General features: G+C 71.8%; 29 protein-coding genes and 1 tRNA gene. 19 read left to right on the forward strand and 11 right to left on the reverse strand.

Annotated elements, in window-relative coordinates:
- Positions 1–125 precede the first annotated feature (125 nt).
- Genes ACFCXS_RS36500 through ACFCXS_RS36510 form a run of 3 tightly spaced genes read right to left on the reverse strand, consistent with a single transcriptional unit; the run spans position 126 to position 3,464 of the window.
- Entirely contained in the window at positions 126–605 is a 480-nt protein-coding gene (locus ACFCXS_RS36500; protein WP_376647649.1) for a cupin domain-containing protein, read from the reverse strand.
- Positions 602–1,210: a GNAT family N-acetyltransferase gene (locus ACFCXS_RS36505; protein WP_376647650.1), complete on the reverse strand. Its 609-nt coding sequence runs from the start codon at positions 1,208–1,210 to the stop codon at positions 602–604. Before ACFCXS_RS36505 ends, ACFCXS_RS36500 begins: the two co-directional genes overlap by 4 nt.
- Positions 1,203–3,464: a penicillin acylase family protein gene (locus tag ACFCXS_RS36510; RefSeq protein WP_376647651.1), complete on the reverse strand. Its 2,262-nt coding sequence runs from the start codon at positions 3,462–3,464 to the stop codon at positions 1,203–1,205. The genes ACFCXS_RS36505 and ACFCXS_RS36510 overlap by 8 nt, the downstream gene beginning before the upstream one ends.
- Before the next feature lie 81 nt (positions 3,465–3,545).
- On the opposite strand from ACFCXS_RS36510, the gene ACFCXS_RS36515 reads away from it, so the two are divergent.
- Together ACFCXS_RS36515 and ACFCXS_RS36520 are read left to right on the forward strand one after the other, a co-directional pair.
- Positions 3,546–4,268, forward strand: a complete 723-nt coding sequence (locus ACFCXS_RS36515; RefSeq protein WP_376647652.1) for a siderophore-interacting protein — start codon at positions 3,546–3,548, stop codon at positions 4,266–4,268.
- A 76-nt stretch (positions 4,269–4,344) separates the two neighbouring features.
- A complete protein-coding gene (locus ACFCXS_RS36520) occupies positions 4,345–4,938 on the forward strand; it encodes an HhH-GPD-type base excision DNA repair protein (RefSeq protein ID WP_376647653.1) in 594 nt (197 codons plus the stop codon).
- Between the two features lie 149 nt (positions 4,939–5,087).
- On the opposite strand, the gene ACFCXS_RS36525 is transcribed toward ACFCXS_RS36520, so the two are convergent.
- Positions 5,088–5,450, reverse strand: a complete 363-nt coding sequence (locus tag ACFCXS_RS36525; protein WP_376647654.1) for a hypothetical protein — start codon at positions 5,448–5,450, stop codon at positions 5,088–5,090.
- A 156-nt stretch (positions 5,451–5,606) separates the two neighbouring features.
- On the opposite strand from ACFCXS_RS36525, the gene ACFCXS_RS36530 reads away from it, so the two are divergent.
- Both ACFCXS_RS36530 and ACFCXS_RS36535 read left to right on the forward strand, forming a co-directional pair.
- Entirely contained in the window at positions 5,607–5,945 is a 339-nt protein-coding gene (locus ACFCXS_RS36530) for a hypothetical protein (RefSeq protein WP_376647655.1), read from the forward strand.
- Positions 5,946–6,025: 80 nt separating this feature from the next.
- Positions 6,026–6,163 (forward strand): hypothetical protein, encoded by a 138-nt coding sequence (locus tag ACFCXS_RS36535; RefSeq protein WP_376647656.1) that lies wholly within the window; start codon positions 6,026–6,028, stop codon positions 6,161–6,163.
- 137 nt (positions 6,164–6,300) lie between these two features.
- Here the strand turns inward: ACFCXS_RS36535 and ACFCXS_RS36540 are convergent, their stop codons facing one another.
- Positions 6,301–7,899 (reverse strand): helicase HerA-like domain-containing protein, encoded by a 1,599-nt coding sequence (locus ACFCXS_RS36540; RefSeq protein WP_376647672.1) that lies wholly within the window; start codon positions 7,897–7,899, stop codon positions 6,301–6,303.
- Between the two features lie 106 nt (positions 7,900–8,005).
- On the opposite strand from ACFCXS_RS36540, the gene ACFCXS_RS36545 reads away from it, so the two are divergent.
- Together ACFCXS_RS36545 and ACFCXS_RS36550 are read left to right on the forward strand one after the other, a co-directional pair.
- Positions 8,006–8,302, forward strand: a complete 297-nt coding sequence (locus tag ACFCXS_RS36545) for a type II toxin-antitoxin system VapB family antitoxin (protein WP_003999914.1) — start codon at positions 8,006–8,008, stop codon at positions 8,300–8,302.
- A 121-nt stretch (positions 8,303–8,423) separates the two neighbouring features.
- Complete coding sequence (locus ACFCXS_RS36550) at positions 8,424–9,041, forward strand: LytR C-terminal domain-containing protein (RefSeq protein WP_376647673.1); 618 nt, start codon at positions 8,424–8,426, stop codon at positions 9,039–9,041.
- A 13-nt stretch (positions 9,042–9,054) separates the two neighbouring features.
- On the opposite strand, the gene upp is transcribed toward ACFCXS_RS36550, so the two are convergent.
- Positions 9,055–9,690 (reverse strand): uracil phosphoribosyltransferase, encoded by a 636-nt coding sequence (upp, locus tag ACFCXS_RS36555; protein ID WP_104778992.1) that lies wholly within the window; start codon positions 9,688–9,690, stop codon positions 9,055–9,057.
- A 132-nt stretch (positions 9,691–9,822) separates the two neighbouring features.
- Between upp and ACFCXS_RS36560 the strand changes: the two genes are divergently transcribed.
- The 8 genes from ACFCXS_RS36560 to ACFCXS_RS36595 all read left to right on the forward strand — a co-directional run bounded on the left by ACFCXS_RS36560 (position 9,823) and on the right by ACFCXS_RS36595 (position 14,453).
- Positions 9,823–10,056 (forward strand): hypothetical protein, encoded by a 234-nt coding sequence (locus ACFCXS_RS36560; protein ID WP_376647657.1) that lies wholly within the window; start codon positions 9,823–9,825, stop codon positions 10,054–10,056.
- A gap of 276 nt (positions 10,057–10,332) precedes the next feature.
- Positions 10,333–10,878 (forward strand): hypothetical protein, encoded by a 546-nt coding sequence (locus ACFCXS_RS36565; RefSeq protein ID WP_376647674.1) that lies wholly within the window; start codon positions 10,333–10,335, stop codon positions 10,876–10,878.
- A 152-nt stretch (positions 10,879–11,030) separates the two neighbouring features.
- The gene (gene tadA, locus ACFCXS_RS36570) at positions 11,031–11,462 is read left to right on the forward strand and encodes a tRNA adenosine(34) deaminase TadA (protein WP_376647675.1); all 432 of its coding nucleotides are present in this window, start codon (positions 11,031–11,033) and stop codon (positions 11,460–11,462) included.
- 45 nt (positions 11,463–11,507) lie between these two features.
- Positions 11,508–11,592 (forward strand) — tRNA-Ser (locus ACFCXS_RS36575).
- 133 nt (positions 11,593–11,725) lie between these two features.
- Positions 11,726–11,902, forward strand: a complete 177-nt coding sequence (locus tag ACFCXS_RS36580; protein WP_376647658.1) for a hypothetical protein — start codon at positions 11,726–11,728, stop codon at positions 11,900–11,902.
- Complete coding sequence (locus ACFCXS_RS36585) at positions 11,902–12,195, forward strand: Dabb family protein (protein ID WP_031105389.1); 294 nt, start codon at positions 11,902–11,904, stop codon at positions 12,193–12,195. The genes ACFCXS_RS36580 and ACFCXS_RS36585 overlap by 1 nt, the downstream gene beginning before the upstream one ends.
- A 202-nt stretch (positions 12,196–12,397) precedes the next feature.
- Positions 12,398–13,282 (forward strand): RNA polymerase sigma factor SigF, encoded by an 885-nt coding sequence (locus tag ACFCXS_RS36590; RefSeq protein ID WP_376647659.1) that lies wholly within the window; start codon positions 12,398–12,400, stop codon positions 13,280–13,282.
- Positions 13,283–13,550: 268 nt separating this feature from the next.
- Complete coding sequence (locus ACFCXS_RS36595) at positions 13,551–14,453, forward strand: RNA polymerase sigma factor SigF (RefSeq protein ID WP_376647660.1); 903 nt, start codon at positions 13,551–13,553, stop codon at positions 14,451–14,453.
- Between the two features lie 653 nt (positions 14,454–15,106).
- Here ACFCXS_RS36595 and ACFCXS_RS36600 read toward each other — a convergent pair.
- The gene (locus ACFCXS_RS36600; RefSeq protein ID WP_376647661.1) at positions 15,107–15,304 is read right to left on the reverse strand and encodes a hypothetical protein; all 198 of its coding nucleotides are present in this window, start codon (positions 15,302–15,304) and stop codon (positions 15,107–15,109) included.
- A 216-nt stretch (positions 15,305–15,520) separates the two neighbouring features.
- On the opposite strand from ACFCXS_RS36600, the gene ACFCXS_RS36605 reads away from it, so the two are divergent.
- From ACFCXS_RS36605 to ACFCXS_RS36615, 3 genes are all read left to right on the forward strand, one after another.
- Complete coding sequence (locus tag ACFCXS_RS36605; RefSeq protein ID WP_376647662.1) at positions 15,521–16,009, forward strand: MarR family winged helix-turn-helix transcriptional regulator; 489 nt, start codon at positions 15,521–15,523, stop codon at positions 16,007–16,009.
- A 13-nt stretch (positions 16,010–16,022) separates the two neighbouring features.
- Positions 16,023–18,557, forward strand: coding sequence for an MFS transporter (locus ACFCXS_RS36610; protein WP_376647663.1), 2,535 nt, complete (start codon positions 16,023–16,025; stop codon positions 18,555–18,557).
- A gap of 90 nt (positions 18,558–18,647) precedes the next feature.
- The gene (locus ACFCXS_RS36615) at positions 18,648–19,469 is read left to right on the forward strand and encodes a YceI family protein (RefSeq protein ID WP_376647664.1); all 822 of its coding nucleotides are present in this window, start codon (positions 18,648–18,650) and stop codon (positions 19,467–19,469) included.
- On the opposite strand, the gene ACFCXS_RS36620 is transcribed toward ACFCXS_RS36615, so the two are convergent.
- Together ACFCXS_RS36620 and ACFCXS_RS36625 are read right to left on the reverse strand one after the other, a co-directional pair.
- Entirely contained in the window at positions 19,452–20,153 is a 702-nt protein-coding gene (locus ACFCXS_RS36620; protein WP_376647665.1) for a GAF and ANTAR domain-containing protein, read from the reverse strand. The two genes, ACFCXS_RS36615 and ACFCXS_RS36620, sit on opposite strands and share 18 nt — an antisense overlap.
- Positions 20,154–20,210: 57 nt before the next feature.
- Positions 20,211–20,930 carry a GAF and ANTAR domain-containing protein gene (locus ACFCXS_RS36625; protein ID WP_376647666.1) on the reverse strand — a complete coding sequence of 240 codons (720 nt, stop codon included), beginning with the start codon at positions 20,928–20,930 and terminating at the stop codon, positions 20,211–20,213.
- A gap of 273 nt (positions 20,931–21,203) precedes the next feature.
- Between ACFCXS_RS36625 and ACFCXS_RS36630 the strand changes: the two genes are divergently transcribed.
- Together ACFCXS_RS36630 and ACFCXS_RS36635 are read left to right on the forward strand one after the other, a co-directional pair.
- On the forward strand, positions 21,204–21,497 hold the full coding sequence (locus ACFCXS_RS36630; protein ID WP_376647676.1) for an STAS domain-containing protein: 294 nt from the start codon (positions 21,204–21,206) through the stop codon (positions 21,495–21,497).
- 10 nt (positions 21,498–21,507) lie between these two features.
- Complete coding sequence (locus ACFCXS_RS36635) at positions 21,508–21,978, forward strand: PPOX class F420-dependent oxidoreductase (protein WP_376647667.1); 471 nt, start codon at positions 21,508–21,510, stop codon at positions 21,976–21,978.
- Here ACFCXS_RS36635 and ACFCXS_RS36640 read toward each other — a convergent pair.
- Positions 21,975–22,748 carry a TetR/AcrR family transcriptional regulator gene (locus ACFCXS_RS36640; RefSeq protein ID WP_376647668.1) on the reverse strand — a complete coding sequence of 258 codons (774 nt, stop codon included), beginning with the start codon at positions 22,746–22,748 and terminating at the stop codon, positions 21,975–21,977. The two genes, ACFCXS_RS36635 and ACFCXS_RS36640, sit on opposite strands and share 4 nt — an antisense overlap.
- Before the next feature lie 148 nt (positions 22,749–22,896).
- Positions 22,897–24,393, reverse strand: a complete 1,497-nt coding sequence (locus ACFCXS_RS36645; protein ID WP_376647669.1) for an MFS transporter — start codon at positions 24,391–24,393, stop codon at positions 22,897–22,899.
- Positions 24,394–24,551: the final 158 nt, after the last annotated feature.

A 24,551-nucleotide genomic window follows, 5' to 3' on the forward strand; every position in this document is an offset into this window, starting at 1 on the left:
TTGGAATCGCCGGGGTTGTCCGCCATTGCGATCCTCGTTCCGCCGTTGGTCCACGTGGGTCTCCGGGGTCGGGCTGTACGGCTACGAGTGAAGTACGGACAGGATCGGTGTAGTGCTCACCGGGCTCAGGACGCAGACCTGGACAATCCCTCGATCTCGTCGGCCACGGCCGGATAGCGGGCCGTCAGGTCCGCGGCGTCGCCGTGCTCGTAGCCGTCGAAGGTGAAGCCGGGTGCCATCGTGCAGCCGAACAGGGCCCACCGCCCCTCCCCGCGCACCCTCCCGCCCATCCATGTGCCCGCCGGGACCGTGAACTGGACGTGCTGGCCGCCGAGGACGTCCGGTCCGAGCACCACCGTCCTCGTGGTGCCGTCCGGGGCGAGCAGCAGGAGCTCCAGGGGATCGCCCCGGTAGAAGTGCCAGATCTCGTCCGTCGGCAGACGGTGGAGGGCGGAGAAGTCGTCCGCGGTCAGCAGGGCGACGATCGCCGTGCCCTCGGGCCTGCCGTCGGGGCGTTCGGGGGCGGCCCAGGTCTGGCGGAAGAGACCGCCCTCGCGCGGGATCGGCTCCAGGCCGTAGTGGGCGATGAGGTCCTCTGGCGTCACCCGGGGAACAGTATCTCCCGGTCCAGGAAGGCGAGCTGGGCCTGCTTCTGCGGCAGGTACACGTCCGGCAGGTCGATCTCCGGCAGCACCACCACCGGCCCGGGGGTGAAGCCGAGCGCCAGGAAACGGGCGATCGCCTTCTCGTTGCGCACGTCCGGGTCGACCACGACCCGCCGGCGGTCCAGGCCGAGCAGGACGTACGCGGCGATGGCCGCCACCAGCCGGGCCGTCCAGCCACGCTGTCCGCCGCCCGGTCCGGCGGGGGCGAGGAGCAGGTGGACACCGATGTCGCCGGGGCGGACCTCGTAGCACTCGCTCACGCGGTCGGCCTCCGGCTCGTAGGTCTGGAGGAGGGCGACCGGTTCACCGTCCCGGACGACGAGGTGGGCGTGGTGGGTGTCGAGCGGGGCCATGTGGGCGTAGACGTCCGCGACCTGTTGTTCGGTCAGCTCGGTCATGCCCCAGAAGGCGGCCCGGTCCTCGCCGGCCCAGCGGTGGATCACGGGGGCGTCGGCCCCGGGGTCCAGCGGCAGGACGCGGACGGTGCCGAAGCCGTCGGTCACCTGCTCGTGGACGGGCGTGCGGGAGGCGTAGGGGTCAGACATCGGTTTCCTTCTCCAGCCGGGTCCAGTCGGTGACGACCGGGACGAGGTCTCCCGCGAGCCACAGGGGCAGCTGGTCGCGGTGGTGGGGCGAGCCGGGGACGCCCGAGGCGCCGAGCGGGACCACCCAGCGGCTGTCCTCGCGCCGGGCCAGGTCCCAGACGTAACGGGCGGCCGGGCCCCGGGCGGCGCGGTCGGTGAGACCCGGCACGCCCGAGGTGCACAGCACGCAGTCGTGGTCGCCGGACAGCCCGGGTTCGTCGTAGGGATGCTCCGGCTCCAGGGCCCGCCAGGGGGCGAGGCGGTGGGTGTCGCCCCAGACCCCTGTCGGCGGGCGCAGGGCCACGTCCTCGATCGCCGCACGGACGGCCGCCGGGCGGTCGATGCCGTACAGGTCCTCGGCCCGCAGCAGGTGTTCGAGGGCGAAGCCGACCCGGGGGACGAGGGCCAGCCAGGGCCGGAAGACCTCCGGGTACGCCGGTGGTGCGGTGAGCGCGGCGAAGGCCGGGTGCGCCGCGAGCCGCCGTACGACCGCTCCGCGCACGGCCGCGTAGAGGGCCGCGTCGGCGCTGCCCGCGTCCATGCGACGGTCCCAGCCGAGGAGCCGGTCCCGGAGGGCGGCGGCCTCGGGGGTGAGGTCGTCGAGGGCGGCCAGGTGGTCCAGGAGGGGGGAGGCGGAGGCCAGGTGGGTGTCGGTGTGGAGGGCGGGCATGTCGGCGGCGGACCAGCGCTCCTTGCCCGCGAGCAGCGCGGCGATGCGATCGGAGCGGTGCGGCGGGGCGAACTCGACGCCGAGGGGCTCGGCCGGGCCGCGCTGGTTGGCCATGACGGCGACGCCGTCGGTGAGCCCGGCCCGTGGTGACACGTGCCGGCCCCGCCACTCGTGGCCGGGCTCCCAGGCGGGCACGATCCGCAGGGAGTTGACCCCGGCGCGCACCGGCACCCGCCCGGCCACGCGGTGCAGGACACCGCCCTCGGTGTCGGCGGCCTGCACGACGTTGACCGGTTCGGCCCAGCGGTCGAGGGCCCGGTCCACGTCGGCGACCCGGCGGGAGCGCAGCAGCGGCAGCAACGCGCCGAAGCCGAGGTCGCCGGTGACGCGGGGCGGGTAGCGCAGGCTGATCGCGGTGGGCGGGGCGAGGGGGTCGGCGGGTTCGGCCGGACCGCCGGGAAGCGCCGGCCCCGGCCGGGCGCCCGCACCCGTACCCACATCCACACCCGCACCCGCACCCGCACCCGTCGGGTCGTCGCCCGGCAGCGGCGGGCCCGACGGGTCTCCCTGCGCCGCCGGTCGTGACGGACCGCCGCCGGACGCCAGGTCCGCCGGATCGCCGTCGATCCCATCCGGGCCGCCGATGATCACCGGGCCCCGGTCCGTCTCGATCACCTCGACCTCGACCGGCTCCGCGCCCGCCACCTCGACCGTCTCGGTGTGCCGGGCCGCCCGCCGCCAGACCCCGTCCGGGCCGAGGGCCTCCACCCCGGCGCCGGTGCGCCGCAGCCGCTCCCGGTAGAGGTCCTGGTAGTCGGCCATGGCGTTGGTGATGGCCCAGGCGACCGTGCCGGTGTGCCCGAAGTGGGCGATGCCGGGGACACCGGGGACGGCCAGTCCCACGACGTCGAACTCCGGGCAGGACAGGTGGATCTGCTGGTAGACGCCCGGGTCCTCGATCCAGCGGTGGGGGTCTCCCGCGATGAGGGCCTGCCCGGTGACCGTCCGCTCGCCACCGACCAGCCAGCCGTTGCTGCCGGAGGTGCCGGGACCGTCGGTGGCGAAGAGGCCGACGGCGTCCGCGTCCAGGTGGGCGGCGACCTGCTCGCGCCAGAGCTTGGCCGGGAAACCGGCGAAAAGGATGTGGATCGCGAGCCAGACACCGAGGGGCGTCCAGGGCTCCCAGCGGCCGGGGGTGAGACCGCTGCGGGCGAACTCGGGGGCGGTGGCGCCGGCCAGTCCCTCGTTGACCCCGTCGACGTACGCCCGCACCCATCGCGCCGCCCGGGGGTCCCGTCTCTCCAGGTCGGCGAAGCAGCGTCTCGCGGTGTCGTCGAGCCGGGCCCGTCTCGCGAAGCTGTCCCAGGCCAGCGCGTCCTCGCCGAGGAAGGACGCCGAGGTGCCCTGCGCCCGGTGACGCTCGACCTCCAGCTGCCAGGCCCGGTCGCGGGCGGTGACGAGGCCCTGCGCACGGGCGAGTTCGGCCGCGCTGCCCGCACGCAGATGCGGAATGCCCCAGGCGTCACGGTAGATCTCGGTGGCCACGCTGTACCCCCACTTCCCTTTAGGTTAGCCTTGCCTAAGTCAAAGCTGTGGCCGGAATCGTACGCGAGGGGCTGAAACACGATGGGGCAGGGGCGGGGTTGGGAGGGCGCGGTCCTCAGACTGCTGCGCGCCAAGGACTTCGAGTTCACGGTGACGGACGTCGAGGACGTCACCCCGGACTACCGGCGGCTGCGCTTCACCGACGGCGGTCTGCTGGCAACGACCGGAGTGCACCCCACCATGTGGGTACGGCTGTGGTTCGACAACGCGGGCAAGCCGCACCAGCGGGCCTACACGCTGGTCGACCCGGACGCCGAGGCCGGCACCTTCGGCCTGGAGTTCGCCCTGCACGAGGGGTGCGCGAGCGACTGGGCCAGGGCGGCGAAACCGGGCGACACCATCGAGGCGACCGTCCAGGGCACCGGCTTCGAGCACCCGAGCCCCGCACCCTCGCACGTCTTCGCCGTCGGCGACCCGGCCTCGCTCCCGGCCGTCAACTCCCTCCTGGACGCCCTGGGCTCCGCACCGGCCACCGTCTGGTTCGAGGGCGGCGACGACGCCCTGCCGTTCCGTGCCGACCCGGAAAGGCACGAGCTCCGGAAGGTGCCCCGCCGGGACTCCGGCGCCCACCTGGTCGACCGGGTGAAGTCGGACCTGCCCGCCCTGCTCCAGGACACGGCCGACCCCTACGTCTGGATCGCCTGCGACACGGCGACGACCCGGGCCCTGGCGACCTACGTCCGCAAGGAACTGGGGCTGCCCAAGCAGCGGGTCCACGCGCTGGGCTACTGGCGGGCCACCTGAGCAGCGGATGCACGCGCCGGGCTGCCGGTGGGTGGCCTGAGCAGCGGGCGGGCCCGGCCCGGGGGATGATCGGGGCATGGACGTCACTCTTCACCTCGCCCAGGATCCCGAGGCCGACGCGCTGCTCGGCCGCAGTCCGCTCGCCGCGCTGGTCGGCATGCTGCTGGACCAGCAGGTCCCCATGGAGTGGGCGTTCAAGGGCCCGGCGACGATCGCCCGGCGACTCGGCGCGGACGACCTGGACGCGCACGAGATCGCCGCGCACGAGCCGGAGGCCTTCGCCGCGCTGCTCTCCGAGAAGCCGGCGGTACACCGCTACCCGGGCTCCATGGCCAAGCGGATCCAGCAGCTGTGCCAGTACCTCGTCGAGCAGTACGACGGTGACGCCGAGGCCGTCTGGAAGGACGCCGGCACCGGCAAGGAACTGCTGAAGCGCCTCGCCGGACTGCCCGGCTTCGGCAAGCAGAAGGCCCAGATCTTCCTCGCCCTGCTGGGCAAGCAGCTCGGTGTGCGCCCCACGGGCTGGCGCGAGGCGGCGGGCTCCTACGGCGAGCCGGACTCGTTCCGCTCGGTCGCCGACATCACGGGCCCCGAGTCGCTGGTCAAGGTACGGGCACACAAGCAGGAGATGAAGGCGGCAGCGAAGGCGGCGAAGGCCTCCGGCAAGTAGGCCCGGCCCGGTAGGCCCGGCCCGGTAGGCCCGGCCCGGTAGGACCCCGGCCCGGTAGGCGCCGCCAGAACGAGAACGCCGACTTCCCGGGCCGCCGACCGGGGCGGCGGGCCGGTCGGCCAGTCGGTGGGGGCGGGGCAGCGGGCCGGTCAGTCGAGGTGGGGCGGCGGGCCGGTCGGTCGCGGCGGGTCGGCCGGTCGAGGCGGGGGCGGGCCGGTCGGCCGAGGCGGGGCGGTGGGTCCTCGTTCTTCCTGCTGGGCTCCGTCGCCGCCGACCACGGCGAGCTGCGCTGGACCTTCGGCCTCGGCGCCGTGCGGCCGGGGCGGCGGGCCGGTCGGTCGAGGCGGGGCGGCGGGCCGGTCGGTCGAGGCGCGGGCGGGCCGGTCGAGGCGGGGGCGGGCCGGTCCGCCGAGGCGGGTCGGCGGGTCGGCCAGGTCGGTCGGCCGGGCGGCGGGTCGGTCGGCCGGGCGGCGGGTCGGTCGGCCGGGCGGCGGGTCGGTCGGGGCGGGCACGTCAGCCGCATGGTCGTTCCGGGTGGCGGCCGCTTGCGGCCCGTTCGCAGCATGGACCATGACCGAGCCACCGAGCGGCTCCCGCGCGTGGGCCGAGCGAGCGGATCTCGCCGTAGGCGGGACGGACGGCGTGGCCGCCGCGGGGAACAACCTCCCGTGACCCCCACACCGCGGCCGGCCCCCCGCGGCCCGCGCCGGCACGCCTGGCTGCGGGTGCTCGTCCTGCTGCTCGCCCTCCTCGTCCCGGGCGCCCACGCCGAGGCCCACTCGGGGTGGACGGCCCCCGTGTCCGGGGAGAACACCACCGTCGAGTGCGACCTCCTCGACACGGCCCTGCGCCCACCGGCCCGGGGCGTCCGCCGCGTCGCCGCCCCGCCGGCCCCGGCCCCGCTCCCGAACCCCGGACCCGCGCACGCCACACAGCGGTCCGTGCGCGTACCGCCGAGCGCGCCGCACGGCCCTCGCCCTCCGCGTTCCGAAGTTCTGCGCTGCTGACAGGACCGGCCACACAACGGCCCGTCCGCCCGTCCCGCACGCAACCAGCACGAACGACGAGGAACGACGAGGAACCAGCCATGCTCCAAGACCCGTACGCGGTCCTGCGCGCCCTCCTGCGCGCGGAGGCCGCCCGCAGCGCCCCCAAGCCCCACACCCAGCCGGACACCCGGAAGCCGCCACAGCCCCCGAAGGGAAGAAGAGAAGACCGCGGCTGACCCACCACACGGCGGAGGCGAACCCACGCCTCCGCCGCCCCGAAGCCCTCCCCCTCCGGCCCGACGCCTCCGCCACCTGACAGAACCGGCGACCTGACGCCCCACCACCCCGACGAACTCCCCGAAGCACCCCCGGCCTAACGCCCCCGTCGCCCTTTGCGCCGGGCCGTGCCGAACAGTGACCTGGTGATCTCCCGCCCGATCTGCGTCCCGACCGACCGGGCCAGGGACTTGAACACCCCGCTCCCGACCACCTGCTCCACGGCGGACGGCCGTTCCTCTTCCCGGGGTCCCGGGGAAACCGCGTCCCGCATCTCGTCGGGCCCCTTCGCGCCCCGGCCGCGCTCCAGTCGCTCGTACGCGGACTCCCGGTCGACGGCCCTCGCGTACCGCTCGTACAGCGGCGACCGAGCGACGGCCCGCTCCAGGGCCTCCTGCCCGAGCGGCCCCATCAGCGACTCGGGTGCCCGCAGCCGGGTCGCGGCGACCGGGGTCGGGGCGCCCTTCTCGCTCAGCACCGTCAGCACCGCCTCCCCCGTCCCCAGATTCGTCAGCACCTCCTCGAGGTCGTAGGGCGATTTCGGGAAGGTCCGCACCGTGGCGCTCAGCGCCTTCTGGTCGTCGGGGGTGAAAGCCCGCAGCGCGTGCTGGACACGGTTGCCGAGCTGGCCCAGGACCTCGGCCGGTACGTCCTTCGGGGACTGCGTCACGAAGAAGACCCCGACCCCTTTCGAGCGAATCAGGCGCACGGTCTGCGTGATCGACTCCAGGAACGCCTCGGAGGCGTCGTCGAAGAGCAGGTGCGCCTCGTCGAGGAAGAACACCAGCCGCGGCTTGTCGACGTCGCCGAGCTCGGGCAGATCGTGGAAGAGATCGGCGAGCAGCCACATCAGGAACGTCGAGAACAACTGAGGCCGGTCCTGCACGGCGCTCAGCTCCAGGACCGACACGACGCCGCGTCCGTCCTCACCCGTACGCAGCAGCTCGGCCGTGTCGAACTCCGGCTCCCCGAAGAAGCCGGACGCGCCCTGCGCCTCGAAGGCGGTGAGGGACCGCAGGATCACCCCGGCCGTGGCCGCCGACAGACCGCCGGTCGTCCTCAGCTCCGGGCGGCCCTCGTCCGAGGTCAGGAACGTCACCACCGCCCGGAGGTCCTTCAGGTCGATCAGCTCCAGGCCCTTGCTGTCGGCGTAGTGGAAGATCAGCGCGAGCGACTGCTCCTGGGTCCGGTTCAGCCGCAGCACCTTGGCCAGCAGTACCGGCCCGAAGCCCGTGACCGTGGCCCGGACCGGGACGCCGCGCCCGATGCCGCCGAGGGCGAAGTACTCGGCCGGGAAGCCGGTCGCCGTCCAGCTCTGGTGGACATCCGCCGCCCGGCCCTCGACCCGGGCGTCCGGGCGGCCGGGCTCGGCGATCCCGGAGAGGTCGCCCTTGATGTCGGCCAGGAAGACCGGCACGCCCTGGGCGGACAACTGCTCGGCGATCAGCTGGAGCGTCTTGGTCTTGCCGGTGCCGGTGGCGCCGGCGACCAGCCCGTGGCGGTTGAGCATCGCCAGCGGCACCCGGACCTGCGCGTCCGGCAGGCACTGCCCGTCCCACAGCAGGGCACCCAGATGCAGGGCCGGGCCGGAGAAGGCGTAGCCGGAAGCGATCCGCAGGGCGTCCTGCGGGAGGGCGGCGGCACGGGCGGACACCTCGGGGGCGGCGGCCGACGGCATGGTCTCGCGGTCCGGCATGTTCACGCCCCTGTTCCTGGTTCGTACCGCCTTGCGGGGTTTTTTTCAGCGTCGCACCTCGGCGCCATGGCTGCGCCCGGAAGGTCTTGACCGGTAGGCTTTCCGTGTGATCTTCAAGCGCATCGGAAACGGCCGGCCGTACCCCGACCACGGCCGGGAAAGCACCCGGCAGTGGGCGGACGTCGCGCCGCGCCCGGTCCGCCTCGATCAGCTCGTGACGACCAAGGGTCAGCTCGATCTGGAAACGCTGCTCGCCGAGGACTCGACGTTCTACGGCGACCTCTTCGCGCACGTCGTGAAGTGGCAGGGCGACCTGTACCTGGAGGACGGACTGCACCGCGCGGTGCGCGCCGCGCTCCAGCAGCGCCAGGTGCTGCACGCCCGGGTGCTCGAGCTCGACTGATCCCCGCCGGTCGCGGGTTGGCCCTTTCGGGTTCCGCTGGGCGATGTCGAATGATCATCTAGTAGGCATCGTCGCCCAGGCGCACTACGCTGCGCTCATGAGCATGCTGACTCCCCCCGGCATGGGCGGCAAGTACCGCATCACGGGCAACAAGTACCCCAAGATGCGTCGGCCCCGGCGGCGCGGCAGGCTCGTCGTCCTGACCGTCGCGTCCGTCGTCGTCCTCGGCGTGGGCGGGTGGGGCACGCTGCAGCTCATCGACGTCTTCACCGGCGGCGGCAGAAAGGCTTCGGCGGCCGGTGACGGGACGGACTGCGGCATCAAGACCAAGGCGAGCCCCTCGCCGAGCGCCAAGGCCCTGCCCGAGCCGCGCACGATCACCGTCAACGTGCTCAACGCCACCACCCGCGGCGGCCTGGCGAAGAAGACCGCCGACGAGCTCAAGAAGCGCGGCTTCAAGATCGGCGACGTGGGCAACGCGACCAAGCAGTACGACAAGAAGGTCAAGGGCGCCGGCCTGCTGCTCGGGCCCGCCGCCGCGCTCGACACCTCGCTGCCCGTGCTCGGCACGCAGCTCCCGGGCGCCGAACGGCGTACCGAGGCGGCCCGCAAGGGCGCTGCCGTCGACCTCGTCATCGGGGACCGCTTCAAGGAGCTGGCGAAAAGGCCGGACGCCGACCGGGCGCTGACCGAGCTGGCCACGCCCGAGCCGGCGCCCACGACGAAGAAGGGTTGCTGAGAGGCCGTCCGGCCTACTCGGCCGCCCCGTACATACGGTCCCCCGCGTCTCCGAGGCCCGGCACGATGTAGCCGTGCTCGTTCAGCCGCTCGTCGACCGAGGCGGTCACCACCGTCACCGGCGTGCCGGCCAGCTCGCGCTCCATGATCTCGACGCCCTCCGGCGCGGCCAGCAGCACCACGGCGGTCACGTCGTCCGCGCCACGCCGGATCAGCTCGCGGATCGCCGCGACCAGCGTGCCGCCGGTGGCGAGCATCGGGTCCAGCACATAGACCTGACGGCCCGACAGGTCCTCGGGCATCCGCGTCGCGTACGTGGAGGCCTCCAGCGTCTCCTCGTTGCGGATCATGCCGAGGAAACCCACCTCGGCGGTCGGCAGCAGCCGGACCATGCCGTCCAGCATGCCGAGCCCGGCCCGCAGGATCGGCACCACCAGCGGCCGCGGGTGCGACAGCTTGACGCCCGTGGTCCGCGCGACCGGCGTCTGGATGTCGACCTGTTCGGTGCGCACGTCACGCGTGGCCTCGTAGGCGAGCAGGGTGACCAGCTCGTCGGCGAGACGGCGGAAGGTCGCGGAGTCGGTGCGCTGGTCGCGCAGCGTGGTGAGCTTGTGGGCAACCAGAGGGTGGTCGACGACGTGGAGACGCATGTCCACAACATTAACCGTGCGGGCCGCACCGGCCCGCACGGCAAGCCCGCCGTCCGGCCGTCACCCGGTCACCGGCGTCAAACCGCCCGTCCGGGGGAAGGCGGAAGGGACGGACTAGGGGTGGTGAACCTGATGCCGGACCGGAAATTCCGAGACGATCCACTGCCGCGCATGTGGCCGGGGACGGGCCCGACGCCCGACCGGACGGACGGGACCGACGAGTCCGACGCCGAGCGGCGCCGGCGTCGCGCCCGGTTCCTGCGCGATCTGGCCGAGGCCCGGGCGCTGCGCGACCGCGTCCAGCCGCGCCGCGTCAAGACGGCCCGGCTGCGGCACGCCATGCGCATGCGCACCTTCCGCTGGTAGGGAACGGGTGAGGAAACCCCCGGCAAAGATCACGAACCGCGCGGAGATTCTCGCGGGTGACCGTGCGTGCAGCGGGGCAAAGCCGCGTACGATCCGCAGGTGGCGGCAACGGGCGTGCGAGCAGAAGTGCCGGACACAGGGAGCCGAAGACGTCCCCTGAACGCCTTGTTTCTGCCACGATTCCGAGTGGGCGGGGCTCGGACGAGCACTCCCCGCCCGTAACCTCCGCCGGGGGGACCCCCAACCGGCACGCCTATGACCAGTGGGAGAGTCACGGTGTACTTCGCCGCACTGCTCGCGCGCACCGAAGACGGGTGGGAAGCGAGCGACACAGAGCTCGACGATGTGGAAACCCTGTCGGATCTCGCCGACCTGGCCCGTGAAGCCTCTCCCGACGAGGACACGGTGCTCGTGCTGATCGAGCAGGAGGACGCCTGGTTCGGCGTCGTCCGCGTGGACGGTGAGGAGGACCCTCGCATCTACGTCTCGGACGCCGCCGCCGCTGCCCGCAGCAGCTACGGCGAGATCCTGCTGACCGACGAGCTGCTCGGCCGGGACCCGGACGACGGGGACGATCTCGACGCCCTCGATCTCGACGGCACCGAGGACGGTGAGTCCGACGGGGACGACGACGAGGATGCCGAGGGCGGCTCCGGGGCCGCCGTCGCCTCCGATTCCGTGCCGCACGGCCCGGTCGGCGACGCGCTGATCCTCGACGACCTCGGCGTGAGCGAGACGGACCTGCGGCTGATGTCGACGGACGCCGTCACCGAGATCGCCGAGTCCCTGGGCGCCTCGGAGACCCTGGAGACCGTCCGCTGACCGGTCGTGGCAGCGCGGGAGTGCCGGACCCTGAGGACCGCCCGCCGACCAGTGGTGGCAGCGCGGGAGTGCCGGACCCTGAGGACCGCCCGCCGACCAGTGGTGGCAGCGCGGGACTGCGGGATCCGGTCCGGGACCCATGGCGGCCGGCGATGCGGCACGCCCTGGACGAGGCCACCGGGGCCGTCCGTGGCGGGGACGTCCCCGTCGGCGCCGTCGTCCTGGCCCCGGACGGCACGACCGTGCTCGCGGCCGGCCACAACGAACGCGAGGCCGGCGGGGACCCCACGGCCCACGCGGAGCTGCTCGCCCTCCGGCGGGCCGCGGGCGCCCTCGGCACGTGGCGGCTGACCGGCTGCACCCTCGTGGTGACGCTGGAGCCCTGCACGATGTGCGCGGGCGCGATCCAGCAGTCCCGCGTCGACCGGCTGGTCTACGGCGCCCGCGACGAGAAGGCCGGCGCGGCCGGATCCCTCTGGGACCTCGTCCGCGACCGACGGCTCAACCACCGGCCCGAAGTGATCGAGGGCGTGCTCGCCGAGGAGTGCGCCGGGCTGCTCACCGACTTCTTCCGCGGTCGCTGAATACCGATTTCAAAGCAGGCGGCTCCTTGCTGTAAGGTCTCCCTCGGTAGCGTGTCCGAGCGGCCGAAGGAGCTCGCCTCGAAAGCGAGTGTGGCGCAAGTCACCGAGGGTTCAAATCCCTCCGCTACCGCTTGTGAAGGGCCCCGTCGTCAGACGGGGCCCTTCGTGCGATCAAGCCCTTCGTGCGATCTGCCACTTCGGGTGATCGGCCCTTCGTGCGATCATGTGCGCTGCATGGGACACCAGTGACAGGGGAGGCCGCGGTGGCGGTGAACGCGAAGAAGGTCGCCGTCTACGTCGTCGTGGTCTTCGTGATGTACGTGATCGTCACGGACCCGAGGAAGGCATCCGAGTACGTTCTTGTAGGGTTCCAGGGCATATCGGACGCCGCCGGGGCTCTCGGCGATTTCGCCACATGGGTTGCGAACGGAGCAAAGTGATGATCCGCCACCTGGTGCTCTTCAAGCTCAACGAGGGCGTCGAACGTGACGACCCCCGGGTCGTGAAGGGCGTCGAAGCCTTCCGCGCGCTCGGCGACAAGATCCCGGAGCTCCGCTTCTGGGAGCTCGGCTGGAACGTCAGCGACCGTCCCATCGCGTACGACTTCGCCATCAACTCGGCCTGCGACGACGCGGACGCGCTGCGGCGGTACGTGGAGCACCCGGACCACCAGGCCGGGGTCGCGCTGTGGCGGGAGTTCGCCACGTGGGTGATCGCTGACTACGAGTTCTGAGACCGGCTCCGAGACCGGCCGCCTCCGCCCCCTGTCGCCTCGACAGGGGGCTTTTGTGTTGCGCGAGTTGATTCGTGCGGCTTTCATCACTCAACACGTAGTTATGGGGTGCTTGCACACAGAGTACATGTCTTGTGATGCTATGACCGCTTTTGATGGAAGAGTTGACGGATGCGTTGACGACGACGAGGTGGAGTTGACCGTGCTGGCCAGTACCGCACCTCAGGCACCGTCCCCTCAAGCGTCACCCTCGTCCACCCCCCAGGGAGCACCCCCTCAGGCGGCATCGCCGGAAGACGCTCCGGCCGCGCCCCAGCGGAGCAGCCGCGGCGCCGACACCCGCGCTCTCACCCAGGTCCTCTTCGCACAGCTCAAGGAGCTCCAGCCGGGCACCCCGGAGCACGACCGCGTGCGCGGGGCGCTCATCGAGGCGAACCTCCCGCTCGTGCGCTACGCGGCCGCCCGGTTCCGCTCCCGCAACGAGCCGATGGAGGACGTCGTCCAGGTCGGCACGATCGGGCTCATCAACGCCATCGACCGCTTCGACCCGGAGCGGGGCGTGCAGTTCCCGACGTTCGCGATGCCGACCGTCGTCGGCGAGATCAAGCGGTACTTCCGCGACAACGTCCGCACCGTCCATGTGCCGCGCCGGCTGCACGAGCTGTGGGTGCAGGTGAACAGCGCGACGGAGGATCTGACGACCTCCTTCGGGCGGACCCCGACGACCTCGGAGATCGCCGAGCGGCTGCGCATCACGGAGGACGAGGTGCTGTCCTGCATCGAGGCCGGGCGGTCGTACCACGCGACCTCCCTGGAGGCCGCACAGGAGGGCGACGGCCTGCCGGGGCTGCTGGACCGGCTCGGCTACGAGGATCCCGCGCTGGACGGCGTGGAGCACCGGGACCTCGTCCGGCATCTGCTCGTCCAGCTGCCCGAGCGGGAGCAGCGGATCCTGCTGCTGCGGTACTACAGCAATCTCACGCAGTCTCAGATCAGTGCGGAGCTCGGCGTTTCGCAGATGCATGTGTCGCGGCTACTCGCGCGCAGTTTCCAGAGGTTGCGGTCTGCGAACCGTATCGACGCGTAACCGCAAACGTTAGCGAGAGGTCACCGTGAGGAGGGAATCGCTCATCAGGGCGGTTGCCGACAGTTGAAAGCCGAAAAGTCGTCAGACCCCTTGTTTGCAGGGCGTATTCGCGTCTCAGATGTCGACATGTCACTACAGCGTGTTGCCGACATGTGACATTCTGCGGGAAGCGCGTTTGCCGGAGCTTCGGCTCCGGTATTCAGGTGAAGGCTGCGTTCCTCAAGCGGGGGCGTTCGCCGCGACCGTCCCGCGACCCAAAGGGGGTGGCATGTCCGCAGAACAGGGCAGCTCGAAGGTGCTCACGCTCGCGGAGAGCGAGACAGCTCCCCATGCTCTCGACTCACTCGGCTCCATCGATGAGGTACCGGCCCTCCCGGCCGAGCCCGTTCCGGTCCTTCCGGCTGCGGGCGCCATCGACACCCGCACCCTGTCCCGCTCCCTGTTCCTGCGGCTGGCCGCGCTCGACGAGGACAGCCCCGAGCGTGCGTACGTCCGTGACACGCTCATCGAGCTCAATCTCCCGCTCGTGCGGTACGCCGCCGCGCGGTTCCGGTCCCGGAACGAGCCGATGGAGGACATCGTCCAGGTCGGCACGATCGGGCTGATCAAGGCGATCGACCGGTTCGACTGCGAACGGGGCGTGGAGTTCCCGACGTTCGCGATGCCGACGGTGGTCGGGGAGATCAAGCGGTTCTTCCGGGACACGTCGTGGTCGGTGCGGGTGCCGCGCCGGCTGCAGGAGCTGCGGCTCGCGCTGACCAAGGCCAGCGACGAGCTCTCGCAGAAGCTGGACCGGTCGCCGACGGTGACCGAACTGGCCGCCGTGCTCGGGGTGTCCGAGGAGGACGTCGTCGACGGGCTGGCGGTGGGGAACGCGTACACCGCGTCCTCGCTGGACTCGCCGGCGCCGGAGGACGACGGTGGCGAGGGGTCGCTGGCGGACCGGCTGGGGTACGAGGACACCGCGCTGGAGGGCGTGGAGTACCGGGAGTCGCTGAAGCCGCTGCTGGCGAAGCTGCCGCCCCGTGAGCGGCGGATCATCATGCTGCGGTTCTTCGCGAACATGACGCAGTCGCAGATCGGTGAGGAGGTCGGCATCTCGCAGATGCACGTCTCCCGGCTGCTGACCCGGACGCTGGCGCAGCTCCGGGAAGGCCTGATCTCGGACTGAGCGGGTCCTGACGGAGTCCGGCGGGGTCTGGTGAGGCCTCGCAGGGTCTGGTGAGGCCTGGTGGAGTCTGGTGGAGGGCTGGGGCGCGGTCGTTTCGGCCGCGCCTTTTGCCTGTGCCGGGTGGGTGGGGGTGTGGTGCGCCTTCCGCCTGTGCCGCTTCGGTGGGGGTGCGCGGCTTTCGCCCTGTGCAGGGTGGGTGCGCGGCTTTCGCCCTGTGCAGGGTGGGCTGCGCGGCTTTCGCCCTGTGCAGGGTGGGCTGCGCGGCTTGCCGGGTGGGGGTGCGCGTCCCCCGCCTTCGCCGGGTGGTGGGTCGGGGCCGCGCCGGGGGGTGTCCGTCCTCGGAACGTCGCGATGGGGTTGCGTGCCGACCGACTGTTCGTTGACGCGACAACCGCTGCGGGCGGACACCCCCCGACACGTCCCCTTCTCGCCGTACGCGGGCGCGGGAGCGTCGTGGCTCGCCCAGCTGCGGGCATGCGTACCGCTCCCGCCGCTGCGGGCATGCGTGCCGCTAGGGGCGGCACGGGTGGGCGCAGAGGCACCCCGCCCCGCCAGGTTGCGCACCCGCCCGGCCCGGCGCCAACGCCGGGCACCGCGCTGCTCAGGGCCCAGCAGCAACGGCCGGCGCCCGGAAGCGACAGCAGGCGTACGCGTTACGCCAGCGCCAGCCAGGCGACCGCCGCGATGACCGCTGCCGCGACGACCACGCCGAGGATGAGGCCGACGCGCGGGCCGCTGCTGGTGGGGGCCGCTGCCTGACGGCCCTGCGGGGCCTCGTCGACGAACGCGCGGAACATCTGGGTGCTGCCGGCGGGGTCGTGATTGCCCTGCGGGGCCTGGTTGTTAGCCATGGCCCGAGACCCTAGCGAAAACGGCGGGGCTCCCCAAGTGGGGGTTCGGGTTCCGTTCGGGGGTGAGTGACCCTTACCGCCGGGCTCACCACCAGCGTGTTTACTGCCGCAATACTTGCCTTTGCCAAGTTTTTATACCGTACCCACCCTCTTTTATTTGCCTGCAGCAACCAACAGCTTCTATGGTTGCCCCAAGCAACGAAAGCGGGAGGTGTCATGGCCGAAAAGGCGCAGTACGAAGAGCTGGTCCGCCAGTTCAGCGCCTTCGGCGCCGTGAAGCGGGAACTCGGACGGCTCATGCCCGCCGAGTGCCCCGGCGGGTCGGCGGCCGTGCTGACCCTGCTGGGCCGTCACGGCGACATGCGCATGAGCAAGCTCGCCGAGCTGCTCGCGGTGGACATGTCGGTCACCAGCCGCCACGTCGCGCACGTCGTGGACCGGGGCTGGATCGAACGCTCCCCCGACCCGGCGGACAAACGCTCACGCATCCTGCGCCTCACACCCGCGGGCCACACACAGCTCGACGAGCTGTCCCGGCGGACCACCGAGCTCCTCGCCGAGCGCCTGAGCGACTGGACCGACGAGGAGGTCGGCCAGCTCACGGACCTCATGGCGCGGCTGAGGGAGAGCTTCGACTGCCGTTCCGGGCCCCGGGCCGCACCACCCGCTTTCGACCAGACCACCCGTACACCCGCAAGCACGTAAGAAAAGGAAGCCCATGGCAACGACCACACCAGCCGGTGTGCGGGCTCATGCCAAGCACGGGGGAGGCTCCCACGGCTCCCACGGCGACGGCGCTCCCATGACGCACCGGCAGATCATGGAGGCCCTCACCGGCCTTCTGCTCGGCATGTTCGTCGCGATCCTGTCCTCGACGATCGTCTCCAACGCCCTGCCCCGCATCATCGGCGACCTCGGTGGCGGCCAGAGCGCCTACACCTGGGTCGTGACCGCGTCCCTGCTGACGATGACGGCCTCCACCCCGCTGTGGGGCAAGCTCGCCGACCTGTTCTCCAAGAAGCTGCTGATCCAGCTCGCGCTGGTCGTCTTCGTCCTGGGTTCGGCTGCGGCGGGCATGTCCCAGAACCCGGGCATGCTCATCACCTTCCGCGCGGTCCAGGGCATCGGCATGGGCGGCCTGTCCGCGCTGGCCCAGATCATCATGGCGGCGATGATCTCGCCGCGTGAGCGCGGCCGTTACAACGGCTACCTCGGCGCCACCTTCGCCACCGCCATGGTCGGCGGCCCGCTGGTCGGCGGCGTCATCACCGACACCGACTGGCTCGGCTGGCGCTGGTGCTTCTACGTCGGCGTGCCCTTCGCGGTGATCGCCCTGATCGTGCTGCAGAAGACCCTGCACCTGCCCGTCGTGAAGCGGAAGGTCAAGGTCGACTGGGCCGGCGCCTTCTTCATCACCGCGGCCGTCTGCCTGCTGCTGGTCTGGGTCACCTTCGCCGGTGACAAGTACGACTGGCTCTCCTGGCAGACGTACGCGATGGTCGGCGGTTCCGTGGTGCTGCTGGCGCTGTTCGTCCTCGTCGAGGCGAAGGCCAGCGAGCCGATCATCCCGCTGCGGCTGTTCCGCAACCGCACCATCACGCTGGCCTCCGTGGCCTCCCTGTTCGTCGGCGTCGCGATGTTCTCCGGCACCGTCTTCTTCAGCCAGTACTTCCAGCTGGCGCGGGACAAGTCCCCGACGATGTCCGGCGTCATGACGATCCCGATGATCGCGGGTCTCTTCGTCTCCTCCACGGTCTCCGGGCAGATCATCACCCGGACCGGGCGCTGGAAGGGATGGCTGCTGGGCGGCGGCGTGCTGGTGACGGCCGGCCTCGGTCTGCTGGGCACGATCCGGTACGACACCGAGTACTGGCACATAGCGATCTTCATGGCGCTGATGGGCCTCGGCATCGGCATGATGATGCAGAACCTGGTGCTCTGCACGCAGAACCAGGTGGAGCCGGGCGACCTGGGCGCCGCCAGCTCCACGGTGACCTTCTTCCGGTCCCTGGGCGGTGCCGTGGGCGTCTCGGCGCTGGGCGCGGTCCTGGGCAACAAGATCACCGACTACGTCAAGGACGGCCTCGCCGACCTGGGCGCGAAGGGCGCGGCCCTCGGTCACGCCGGTACGGGCGGGGGCAGCATCCCCGACCTGGACGCCATGCCCGCGCCGATCCGCACGGTCGTCGAGAGCGCCTACGGGCACGGTGTCGCGGACGTGTTCCTCTACTCGGCCCCGCTGGCGCTGCTCGCCCTGCTGGTGTCGCTGTTCATCAAGGAGGTCCCGTTGAAGACGAAGGGTGGGCTGGCGCAGGCCGCCGAGTCCGAGACGCCTGCCGTGGCTCCCGCCGAGGCGGTCGCCGTCGAGACCCCCGCCGCGGAGAAGACCGCGCCGAGCTGGGCCGAGACCGGGGCCGCCGACGGAACCGGGCCCGAGGGCACCCAGCGGCTCGCCGCCGTCGCCACGGCGGAGCGTCCGGAGGGGGCCTCCGGTGGTGTTCCGGTGCGTGGTTTCGTGCGTGGCAACGAGTCCGCGCCCGTGCCGCAGGCCGCCGTCACGCTGATCTCGCTGGGCGGGCGTCAGCTGGGCCGGTCCGTGGCGCAGGCCGACGGCTCGTACGCCGTGGACGCCCCGGGCGCCGGCTCCTACGTCCTGATCGCCTCCGCCGACGGCTTCCAGCCGCAGGCCTCCACGGTCGTGGTGAACAGCGAGCCGGTCGCCTACGACATCCTGCTCAGCGGCACCAGCGGGCTCACCGGCCTGGTGCGGGCCGCCGAGAGCGGCCGGCCGGTCAAGGACGCCATGGTCATCGTGACCGATGTGCGCGGGGACCTGCTGGCCAACGGGACCACGGGTGAACAGGGCGAGTTCTCCTTCGCCGAGCTGGTGCCGGGGGCGGTGACCGTCGCGGTGAACGCCGCCGGGTACCGGCCGCGTGCCCTGCCCGTCGAGGTGGGCGGCACCGGGGTCACCCGGGTCGAGATCGACCTGGACTCGGGCGCCCGCGTCCAGGGTGTCGTCCGCGCCCCGCACGGCCCGCTGGCCGACGCCCGGGTGACGCTGGTCGACCAGGCGGGCAACGTCGTCGGCTCGGCCACGACCGGCACGGACGGGGCGTACGCCTTCACCGACCTGGACGGCGGCGAGTACACGGTCATCGCCACGGGCTACCCGCCGGTGGCCACCGCCCTGACCGTCGCGGGCCCCGGCACCGACGGCCACGACATCGAACTCGCCCACCCCGGCGAGTAGTCCGACCCCGGCCCGTGGCAGTGGGGCGCGCTCTGAGCGGAGGTGCGCCCCCTGTCGCGGGCCGGTTTGTTTTCAGAGGAGTTGGGTGAGATGGGACTGACCGCGAGGATCCGTACCCGCGACGGATGGGCCGTGTCGCACGCGGTCGTCACGGTGGCGGACATGACCGGCGCGCAGGTGCTGCGGGCCGAGGCCGACGCGGAGGGCGCCGTGCGGGACACGACGCCGATGGAGGCGGGGGCTTACACCGTCATCGTCACGGCTGTGGGCTACGCGCCCGCGGCCTCCAGTGTGATCGTCACCGCGAGCGGGCGGGCCGAGGTCGGCACGGTGACGCTGGCCCGGCAGGGCGGCACCGAGCTGCCGCCGCCCGGGCCGTGGACCGTGGACCCGGTGCACTCCAGCGTGGCCGCCGTGGCCCAGCACCTGGGCATCTCCAGCGTGCACGGCCGGTTCACGGAGTTCTCCGGCGCGATCGAGATCGCCCCGGACGACGTCACCAAGTCGCGGGTGGAGGCGGTGATCCGGGCGGCGTCGATCGACACCGGCAACGGCATGCGCGACGGGCACCTGAAGTCGCCGGACTTCCTGGACGTCGAGCGGTTCCCGGAGATCACCTTCCGGTCGACGGGGCTGACGGCGGCCGGGTCCGACCGGTGGACCGTCCGCGGCGAGCTGGGCATGCACGGGGTCGTACGGCCCGTGGACCTGGACCTGGCCTACCTCGGCACGGGCCCGGACCCGTGGGGCGGCACCCGGGCGGCGTTCCGTGCCACGACCGAACTGCACCGCGAGGACTTCGCGATGAACTACAACCAGGTCCTGCAGGCCGGCATCGCCGCCATCGGCACCACGCTGAAGGTGGAGCTGGACATCCAGGCCGTGCAGGGCGAGTCACTTCCGGCGGCGTGAGTCCGGGGCGGACACCCGCGCCACCAACTGGCCGCACAGATCGCGGAGTTTGACGTTCCGGTCCTGCGAGGCCCGGCGCAGCCGCTCCAGCGCGCTGTGCGCGTCGACGCGCTCCCGGGCCATCAGGATGCCGATCGCCTGGTCGATGACGCTGCGGGAGAGCAGCGCGGTGCGCACGTCGGCCGCCGACTGGTGCCGGCGCTCGATGCGCAGCGCCACGTCGATGGCGTCCCCGGCCCGGGCCGCGAAGGCACGGGCCGCGTCCCGGCCCGGGTCCAGCGCCCCGGCCCGCAGTCCGTAGAAGTTGAGCGCGGCGCCCTTCTCGCTCTCGACGACGACCGGCACCGCCAGCACACAGCGCACGCCCTCGGACAGCGCGTACTCCGTGTACGCGGGCCAGCGGGACTCCTCGGCGAGATCCGGCGCGTACTGCTCCTCCCCGGTCTCGGCCGCGTCGACGCAGGGGCCCGAGCCGTTCTCGTACTGGCGCAGGTCCAGGCCGCTGGGCATGCCGTCACTGCCGGCCAGGGTGAGCAGCCGGCCGGCGCGGCGCACGGTGATGCTGCACGCGTCGGCGCCGGGCACGTCCTGCACCGCGCGGTCGGTCAGATCGCGCAGCAGGGTGTCGAGACCGCTGCTGCGCACCATCGCCTGGTCCAGCGTGTCGGACGTCTCGGAGCTCATGGCCGTACGGGTATCCCGTCCTCGGCCGAACACGCCCCTGAAGTAATCCACCTCACGTCAGGGGGTGTTGCCGCCCACGATCCGGCGGGCGAGGTCGCGCAGTTTCACGTTCTCCCGCTGGGAGGCCCGCACCAGGCTCTCGAAGGCCGCGGCCGCGTCGATGCCCTGGCGTTCCATGAGAATGCCGGTGGCCTGGCCGATCAGGTCCCGGGTGTGCATGGCTTCGGTGAGCTGCTCGCGCACGGTGGCGGAGTCCAGGGCGATGCTGACGTGCGCGCTGAACAGCCGGCCCACGCGCGTGGCCTCCTCGTCGAAGGCGCCCGGTTTTCGCGCGTAGGCCGTGAGCACGGTCAGCTTGCGGCGGTCGGCGCGCAGCCGCAGCGACAGTGCCGAGCGCAGTCCCAGGGCCGCGAGCACGTCCCAGCCGTCGTCGGCCTCGCTGTCCGTTATCCGCGCGATGGGGTTGTTCCACAACTGGTCCCACAGTTCGTGCTGTTCGCGGCCGGTGTGCCGGGCCTCGGCGGAGCGCACGACCTCGTCGGTCCAGGCCAGCGTGCGGAGCTTGTTGCCGCGCTCGATGACGGAGATGCCTGCGTGCTCGGCGCCCGGCAGGAGATGCACGGCCAGCCGGACGGCCGTGCGCAGTGTGCTGTGGGGCGTGAGGGTTTCGTGCAGTTGCTGAGAAGCCACCGTGAGGGCCTCGGCCAGCTCGACGCCAGCCGGAAAAAGGGGCAAATCAGGAAACTCGGACGCAGCCACCACGAACCTCTTCGGCATGCACGGCCATGGCCGTGCGCAGGAGAGCTCCGCAGCACATTCCCGACTGCGAGCACAGGACGGACAGCACTCTAACTGCTCGGTTGCCTCCGGGTGACGTCCGGCCGACGGCGCCGCCGGGAGCTTCCACCGCCCGCCCCCCGCATGGTGGAATGGCCTTCGGGTCAGGAAGCGGCCTTACCGGAATCCGGACGAACGTCTGCCAGGTGAGCCGTGACCCTCTTCACGAATCCCACAGAACCGCGCGACCTCCCCGGCCGCGTCCACCTCGCCATGCCCGCCGAGATCGACTTCTGCAACGCGGCGGAGCTGCTGCCGCTCGTCCTGTCCGCGGCCCGGGCCCGCGGCGACCGGCTGGAAGTCCTCGTCCTCGACCTGACCACGACCTCCTTCATGGACTCCCAGGGCATCCGCCTCATCAACGACATACGGCGGCGGCTGCGCCCCGGGGCCGTCGTGCGTCTGGTGGCCCGGCCCGAGGGGATCACGAGCCGGGTCCTGGAGCTGACCGGGATGCGCCGGGACGTGCCCGTGTACGACGACCTCGTCGAGGCCCTGGCGTCGTAGGCTGCCGCACATGGCACCGAACATCGCGACGAACACCCACGTGACCCTGGACGAGTTGCTCGACTTCGTACGCCCCCGGCACCACGCGATCCTGCTGACCCGGCGGGCCGACGGCAGCCCCCAGGGCTCCCCGCTGACCTGCGGTGTCGACGATTCCGGCCGGATCGTCGTCTCCACCTACCCGGAGCGCGCCAAGACGCGCAACGTCAAGCGGGACCCCCGGGTCAGCCTGCTCGTGCTCAGCGACGACTGGAACGGCCCCTGGGTCCAGATCGACGGCACGGCCGAGGTCGTCGACGCCCCCGACTCCGTCGAACCACTCGTGGAGTACTACCGGAACATCGCCGGTGAGCACCCCGACTGGGACGAGTACCGCGCGGCCATGCTCAAGCAGGGCAAGTCGATCATCCGGATCACGCCGGACCGGTGGGGCCCGGTGGCGACCGGGGGGTTCCCGGCGCGACTGGTGGAAGGGGACTAGTCCCCGGGAGTACCGCTCTCGCGGGCGACCATCGCCTCGATGCCCGCGATCAGCAGCTCCAGCGCGTACTCGAAGTCGCGCTCCAGCATCTCGGCGACCGTGTCGCCGCCACGGGCCGCCATGATCTCCCGGGACTCCCGCAGGACGTCGGCGGCCTGCGGGGCGGCGGTCACCGCGCTCAGGGCCTGCTGGAAGTACTCGTCCACGCTGACACCGCCGGCCGCGGCCCTGGACGCGAGATGGCCCTCCAGGGTGCCGTAGCCGTAGACGAACTGGAAGACGGCCGAGATCGTGCTCGTCAGGCGTTTCGCGGGCAGCCCGGTCCTGCGGACGACGCGCTGCACGGTCCCGGCGAACGCCAGATTGTGCGGGCCGATGTTGAGGTACACCCCGACCAGCGCGGACACCCAGGGGTGCCGCACCAGCAGTGTCCGGTACTCCCGGGCCAGCGCCCGCACCTGGTCGCGCCAGTCCTCGCCGGCGTCCGGATCGGGCAGCCGCATCTCGCCCATGGCCTTGTCGAGGGCGAGTTCGAGCAGATCGTCCTTGGTGTCGACGTACCAGTAGACGGACATCGCGGTGACGTTCAGCTCCCCGGCGAGGCGCCGCATGGAGAACTTGGCCAGCCCCTCGGCGTCCAGCAGCCGCACGGTGACCTCGATGATCCGGTCCCGGTCCAGCCCCGAGGGCTGCCCGCCACCGCGCCGCCGGTGCGCCTTGCCCTCCAGCCAGACACTGGACCGGGCAGCCTTCTCGGCCGGCTTCGCCATGGCGCACCTTCCTCGATCTTTCAACGCCGCTCATGCTAGACGCGCCGCTTTCAGGGGCGCGGGGCTGTGTCGATGTGCGGCTCCGCCGCGTGGGCGCGAACGTCCACAGCGGACCCGCACCCGCACGACAGCCGTCAGTCCCGACCTCCTAGGCGGACTCTGCCCGCTCGGCCCGCCGAAGCAACGCCGCCGCGACCAACCCACCCGCCAGCACGGCGACCGCCCCGACCAGCTGGCTGGTCTCCAGCCCGGAGGCGAACGCGTCGGAGATGCGCGCCTTCTCCGCGGCCGAGTCGGCGGAGGCCAGGGCCGCCGGCAACGACGCCGCGGAGACGGCGACCAGCGACGCGAACCGCGAGTTGAGCACCGCACCGAGCACCGCGACGCCCAGCCCGTTGCCGAACTCCGCGAGGGTTCCGTTGATCCCCGCTCCGACCCCCGCCTTCTCCGGCGGGATCGCCCCCATGATCGCGTTGGCCATCGCCGGCATGGACAGCGCCACACCCGCGCCCATCACGACCAGGCCGAGCAGCATTCCGCCGTATCCGTGTCCACCGAGCAGCGCGATCGCCGCCAGTCCCGCGGACACCAGCGTCATACCGAGCGCGATGGCCGCCGGCGTACCGGCCTTCAGCACCAGCTTCGCCCCGACCCCCGTGAAGTTGAGCGCGACGACGGTCAGCGCCAGCGGCGCCGTCCGCAGCCCGGCGTCCAGCGGCTCGTACCCGAGGACGAACTGCAGGTGCTGTGTGAGCAGGAACAGCGACCCCGTCATACCGAAGGCCACGAGGATCGCGCCCGCGACCGCGCCGACGAACTTCTGGTTGCGGAAGAAGTGCATGTCGAGCATCGGGTGCTCGGTCCGCAGTTCCCACAGCACGAACAGGCCGAGCACGGCCAGGCCGAGCAGCGCCGAGACCAGCACCTGCGCGGAGGTCCAGCCGTGCTCGGGCCCGGTGATGATCGCGTAGACGACGGCCGTCATGCCGATCGTCGACAGGACCGCGCCCAGCAGGTCGGGCCGGTCACCGGCCTTGTGCTTCGACTCCGGCACCAGTGCGGCGACCGCGACCAGGCCCAGCACCGCGACCGGGATGTTGATGAGGAAGATCGCGCCCCACCAGAAGTGGTTCAGCATCACACCGCCGATCAGCGGCCCGGCCGCGAAGCCGAGCGAACTGACCGTCGACCACAGGGCGATGGCCTTCACACGCTCCTGGTCGTCGAAGATCTGCACGACGACGGCGAGGGTCGTGGTCATCAGCAGCGCGCCACCGACGCCCATGCCCGCACGGGCCGCGATCAGCTGGGCGGGGCTCTGGGACAGCCCTGCCGCCAGCGACCCCACGCCGAAGATCGCGAGGCCCGACATCAGCATCAGCTTGCGGCCGTAGCGGTCGGCGGAGTTGCCGGCGGTGAGGAGCAGGCCGGACTGCACCAGGGAGTAGGCGTTCATCATCCACTGGACGTCAGCGGTCGAGGCGTCCATCTCGCGGGTGAGCGAGGGGATGGCCACGTTGAGGATCGTGTTGTCGAGCAGCACGGTGAGCTGCGCGAGGCAGATGACACCGAGGATCAGCCAGCGCTGTGGGTGACCGCCCTGCGTGGGGATCGACGGGGCCTTTTCCTGGGGGGACGTTGTCATGCTGTACACCGTAGAACAGTTCCTATACGGCGTACAACGGAGTTTCGGTGCGGACGGCGAAGGGCGGTGGATGAGGAAGATCGCGCCCCACCAGAAGTGGTTCAGCATCACACCGCCGATCAGCGGCCCGGCCGCGAAGCCGAGCGAACTGACCGTCG

It is taken from the genome of Streptomyces sp. NPDC056373, assembly GCF_042262425.1.
Taxonomy (GTDB): domain Bacteria; phylum Actinomycetota; class Actinomycetes; order Streptomycetales; family Streptomycetaceae; genus Streptomyces.

Coding starts and splice junctions, on each gene's coding strand:
- ACFCXS_RS36505 (WP_376647650.1), bottom strand. CDS start 1,210: ATGTCTGACCCCTACGCCTCCCGCACGCCCGTCCACGAGCAGGTGACC.
- ACFCXS_RS36515 (WP_376647652.1), top strand. CDS start 3,546: ATGGGGCAGGGGCGGGGTTGGGAGGGCGCGGTCCTCAGACTGCTGCGC.
- ACFCXS_RS36520 (WP_376647653.1), top strand. CDS start 4,345: ATGGACGTCACTCTTCACCTCGCCCAGGATCCCGAGGCCGACGCGCTG.
- ACFCXS_RS36535 (WP_376647656.1), top strand. CDS start 6,026: ATGCTCCAAGACCCGTACGCGGTCCTGCGCGCCCTCCTGCGCGCGGAG.
- ACFCXS_RS36540 (WP_376647672.1), bottom strand. CDS start 7,899: ATGCCGGACCGCGAGACCATGCCGTCGGCCGCCGCCCCCGAGGTGTCC.
- ACFCXS_RS36550 (WP_376647673.1), top strand. CDS start 8,424: ATGGGCGGCAAGTACCGCATCACGGGCAACAAGTACCCCAAGATGCGT.
- upp (WP_104778992.1), bottom strand. CDS start 9,690: ATGCGTCTCCACGTCGTCGACCACCCTCTGGTTGCCCACAAGCTCACC.
- ACFCXS_RS36560 (WP_376647657.1), top strand. CDS start 9,823: ATGCCGGACCGGAAATTCCGAGACGATCCACTGCCGCGCATGTGGCCG.
- tadA (WP_376647675.1), top strand. CDS start 11,031: ATGCGGCACGCCCTGGACGAGGCCACCGGGGCCGTCCGTGGCGGGGAC.
- ACFCXS_RS36585 (WP_031105389.1), top strand. CDS start 11,902: ATGATCCGCCACCTGGTGCTCTTCAAGCTCAACGAGGGCGTCGAACGT.
- ACFCXS_RS36595 (WP_376647660.1), top strand. CDS start 13,551: ATGTCCGCAGAACAGGGCAGCTCGAAGGTGCTCACGCTCGCGGAGAGC.
- ACFCXS_RS36600 (WP_376647661.1), bottom strand. CDS start 15,304: ATGGCTAACAACCAGGCCCCGCAGGGCAATCACGACCCCGCCGGCAGC.
- ACFCXS_RS36605 (WP_376647662.1), top strand. CDS start 15,521: ATGGCCGAAAAGGCGCAGTACGAAGAGCTGGTCCGCCAGTTCAGCGCC.
- ACFCXS_RS36610 (WP_376647663.1), top strand. CDS start 16,023: ATGGCAACGACCACACCAGCCGGTGTGCGGGCTCATGCCAAGCACGGG.
- ACFCXS_RS36615 (WP_376647664.1), top strand. CDS start 18,648: ATGGGACTGACCGCGAGGATCCGTACCCGCGACGGATGGGCCGTGTCG.
- ACFCXS_RS36620 (WP_376647665.1), bottom strand. CDS start 20,153: ATGAGCTCCGAGACGTCCGACACGCTGGACCAGGCGATGGTGCGCAGC.
- ACFCXS_RS36625 (WP_376647666.1), bottom strand. CDS start 20,930: ATGCCGAAGAGGTTCGTGGTGGCTGCGTCCGAGTTTCCTGATTTGCCC.
- ACFCXS_RS36630 (WP_376647676.1), top strand. CDS start 21,204: ATGCCCGCCGAGATCGACTTCTGCAACGCGGCGGAGCTGCTGCCGCTC.
- ACFCXS_RS36635 (WP_376647667.1), top strand. CDS start 21,508: ATGGCACCGAACATCGCGACGAACACCCACGTGACCCTGGACGAGTTG.
- ACFCXS_RS36640 (WP_376647668.1), bottom strand. CDS start 22,748: ATGGCGAAGCCGGCCGAGAAGGCTGCCCGGTCCAGTGTCTGGCTGGAG.
- ACFCXS_RS36645 (WP_376647669.1), bottom strand. CDS start 24,393: ATGACAACGTCCCCCCAGGAAAAGGCCCCGTCGATCCCCACGCAGGGC.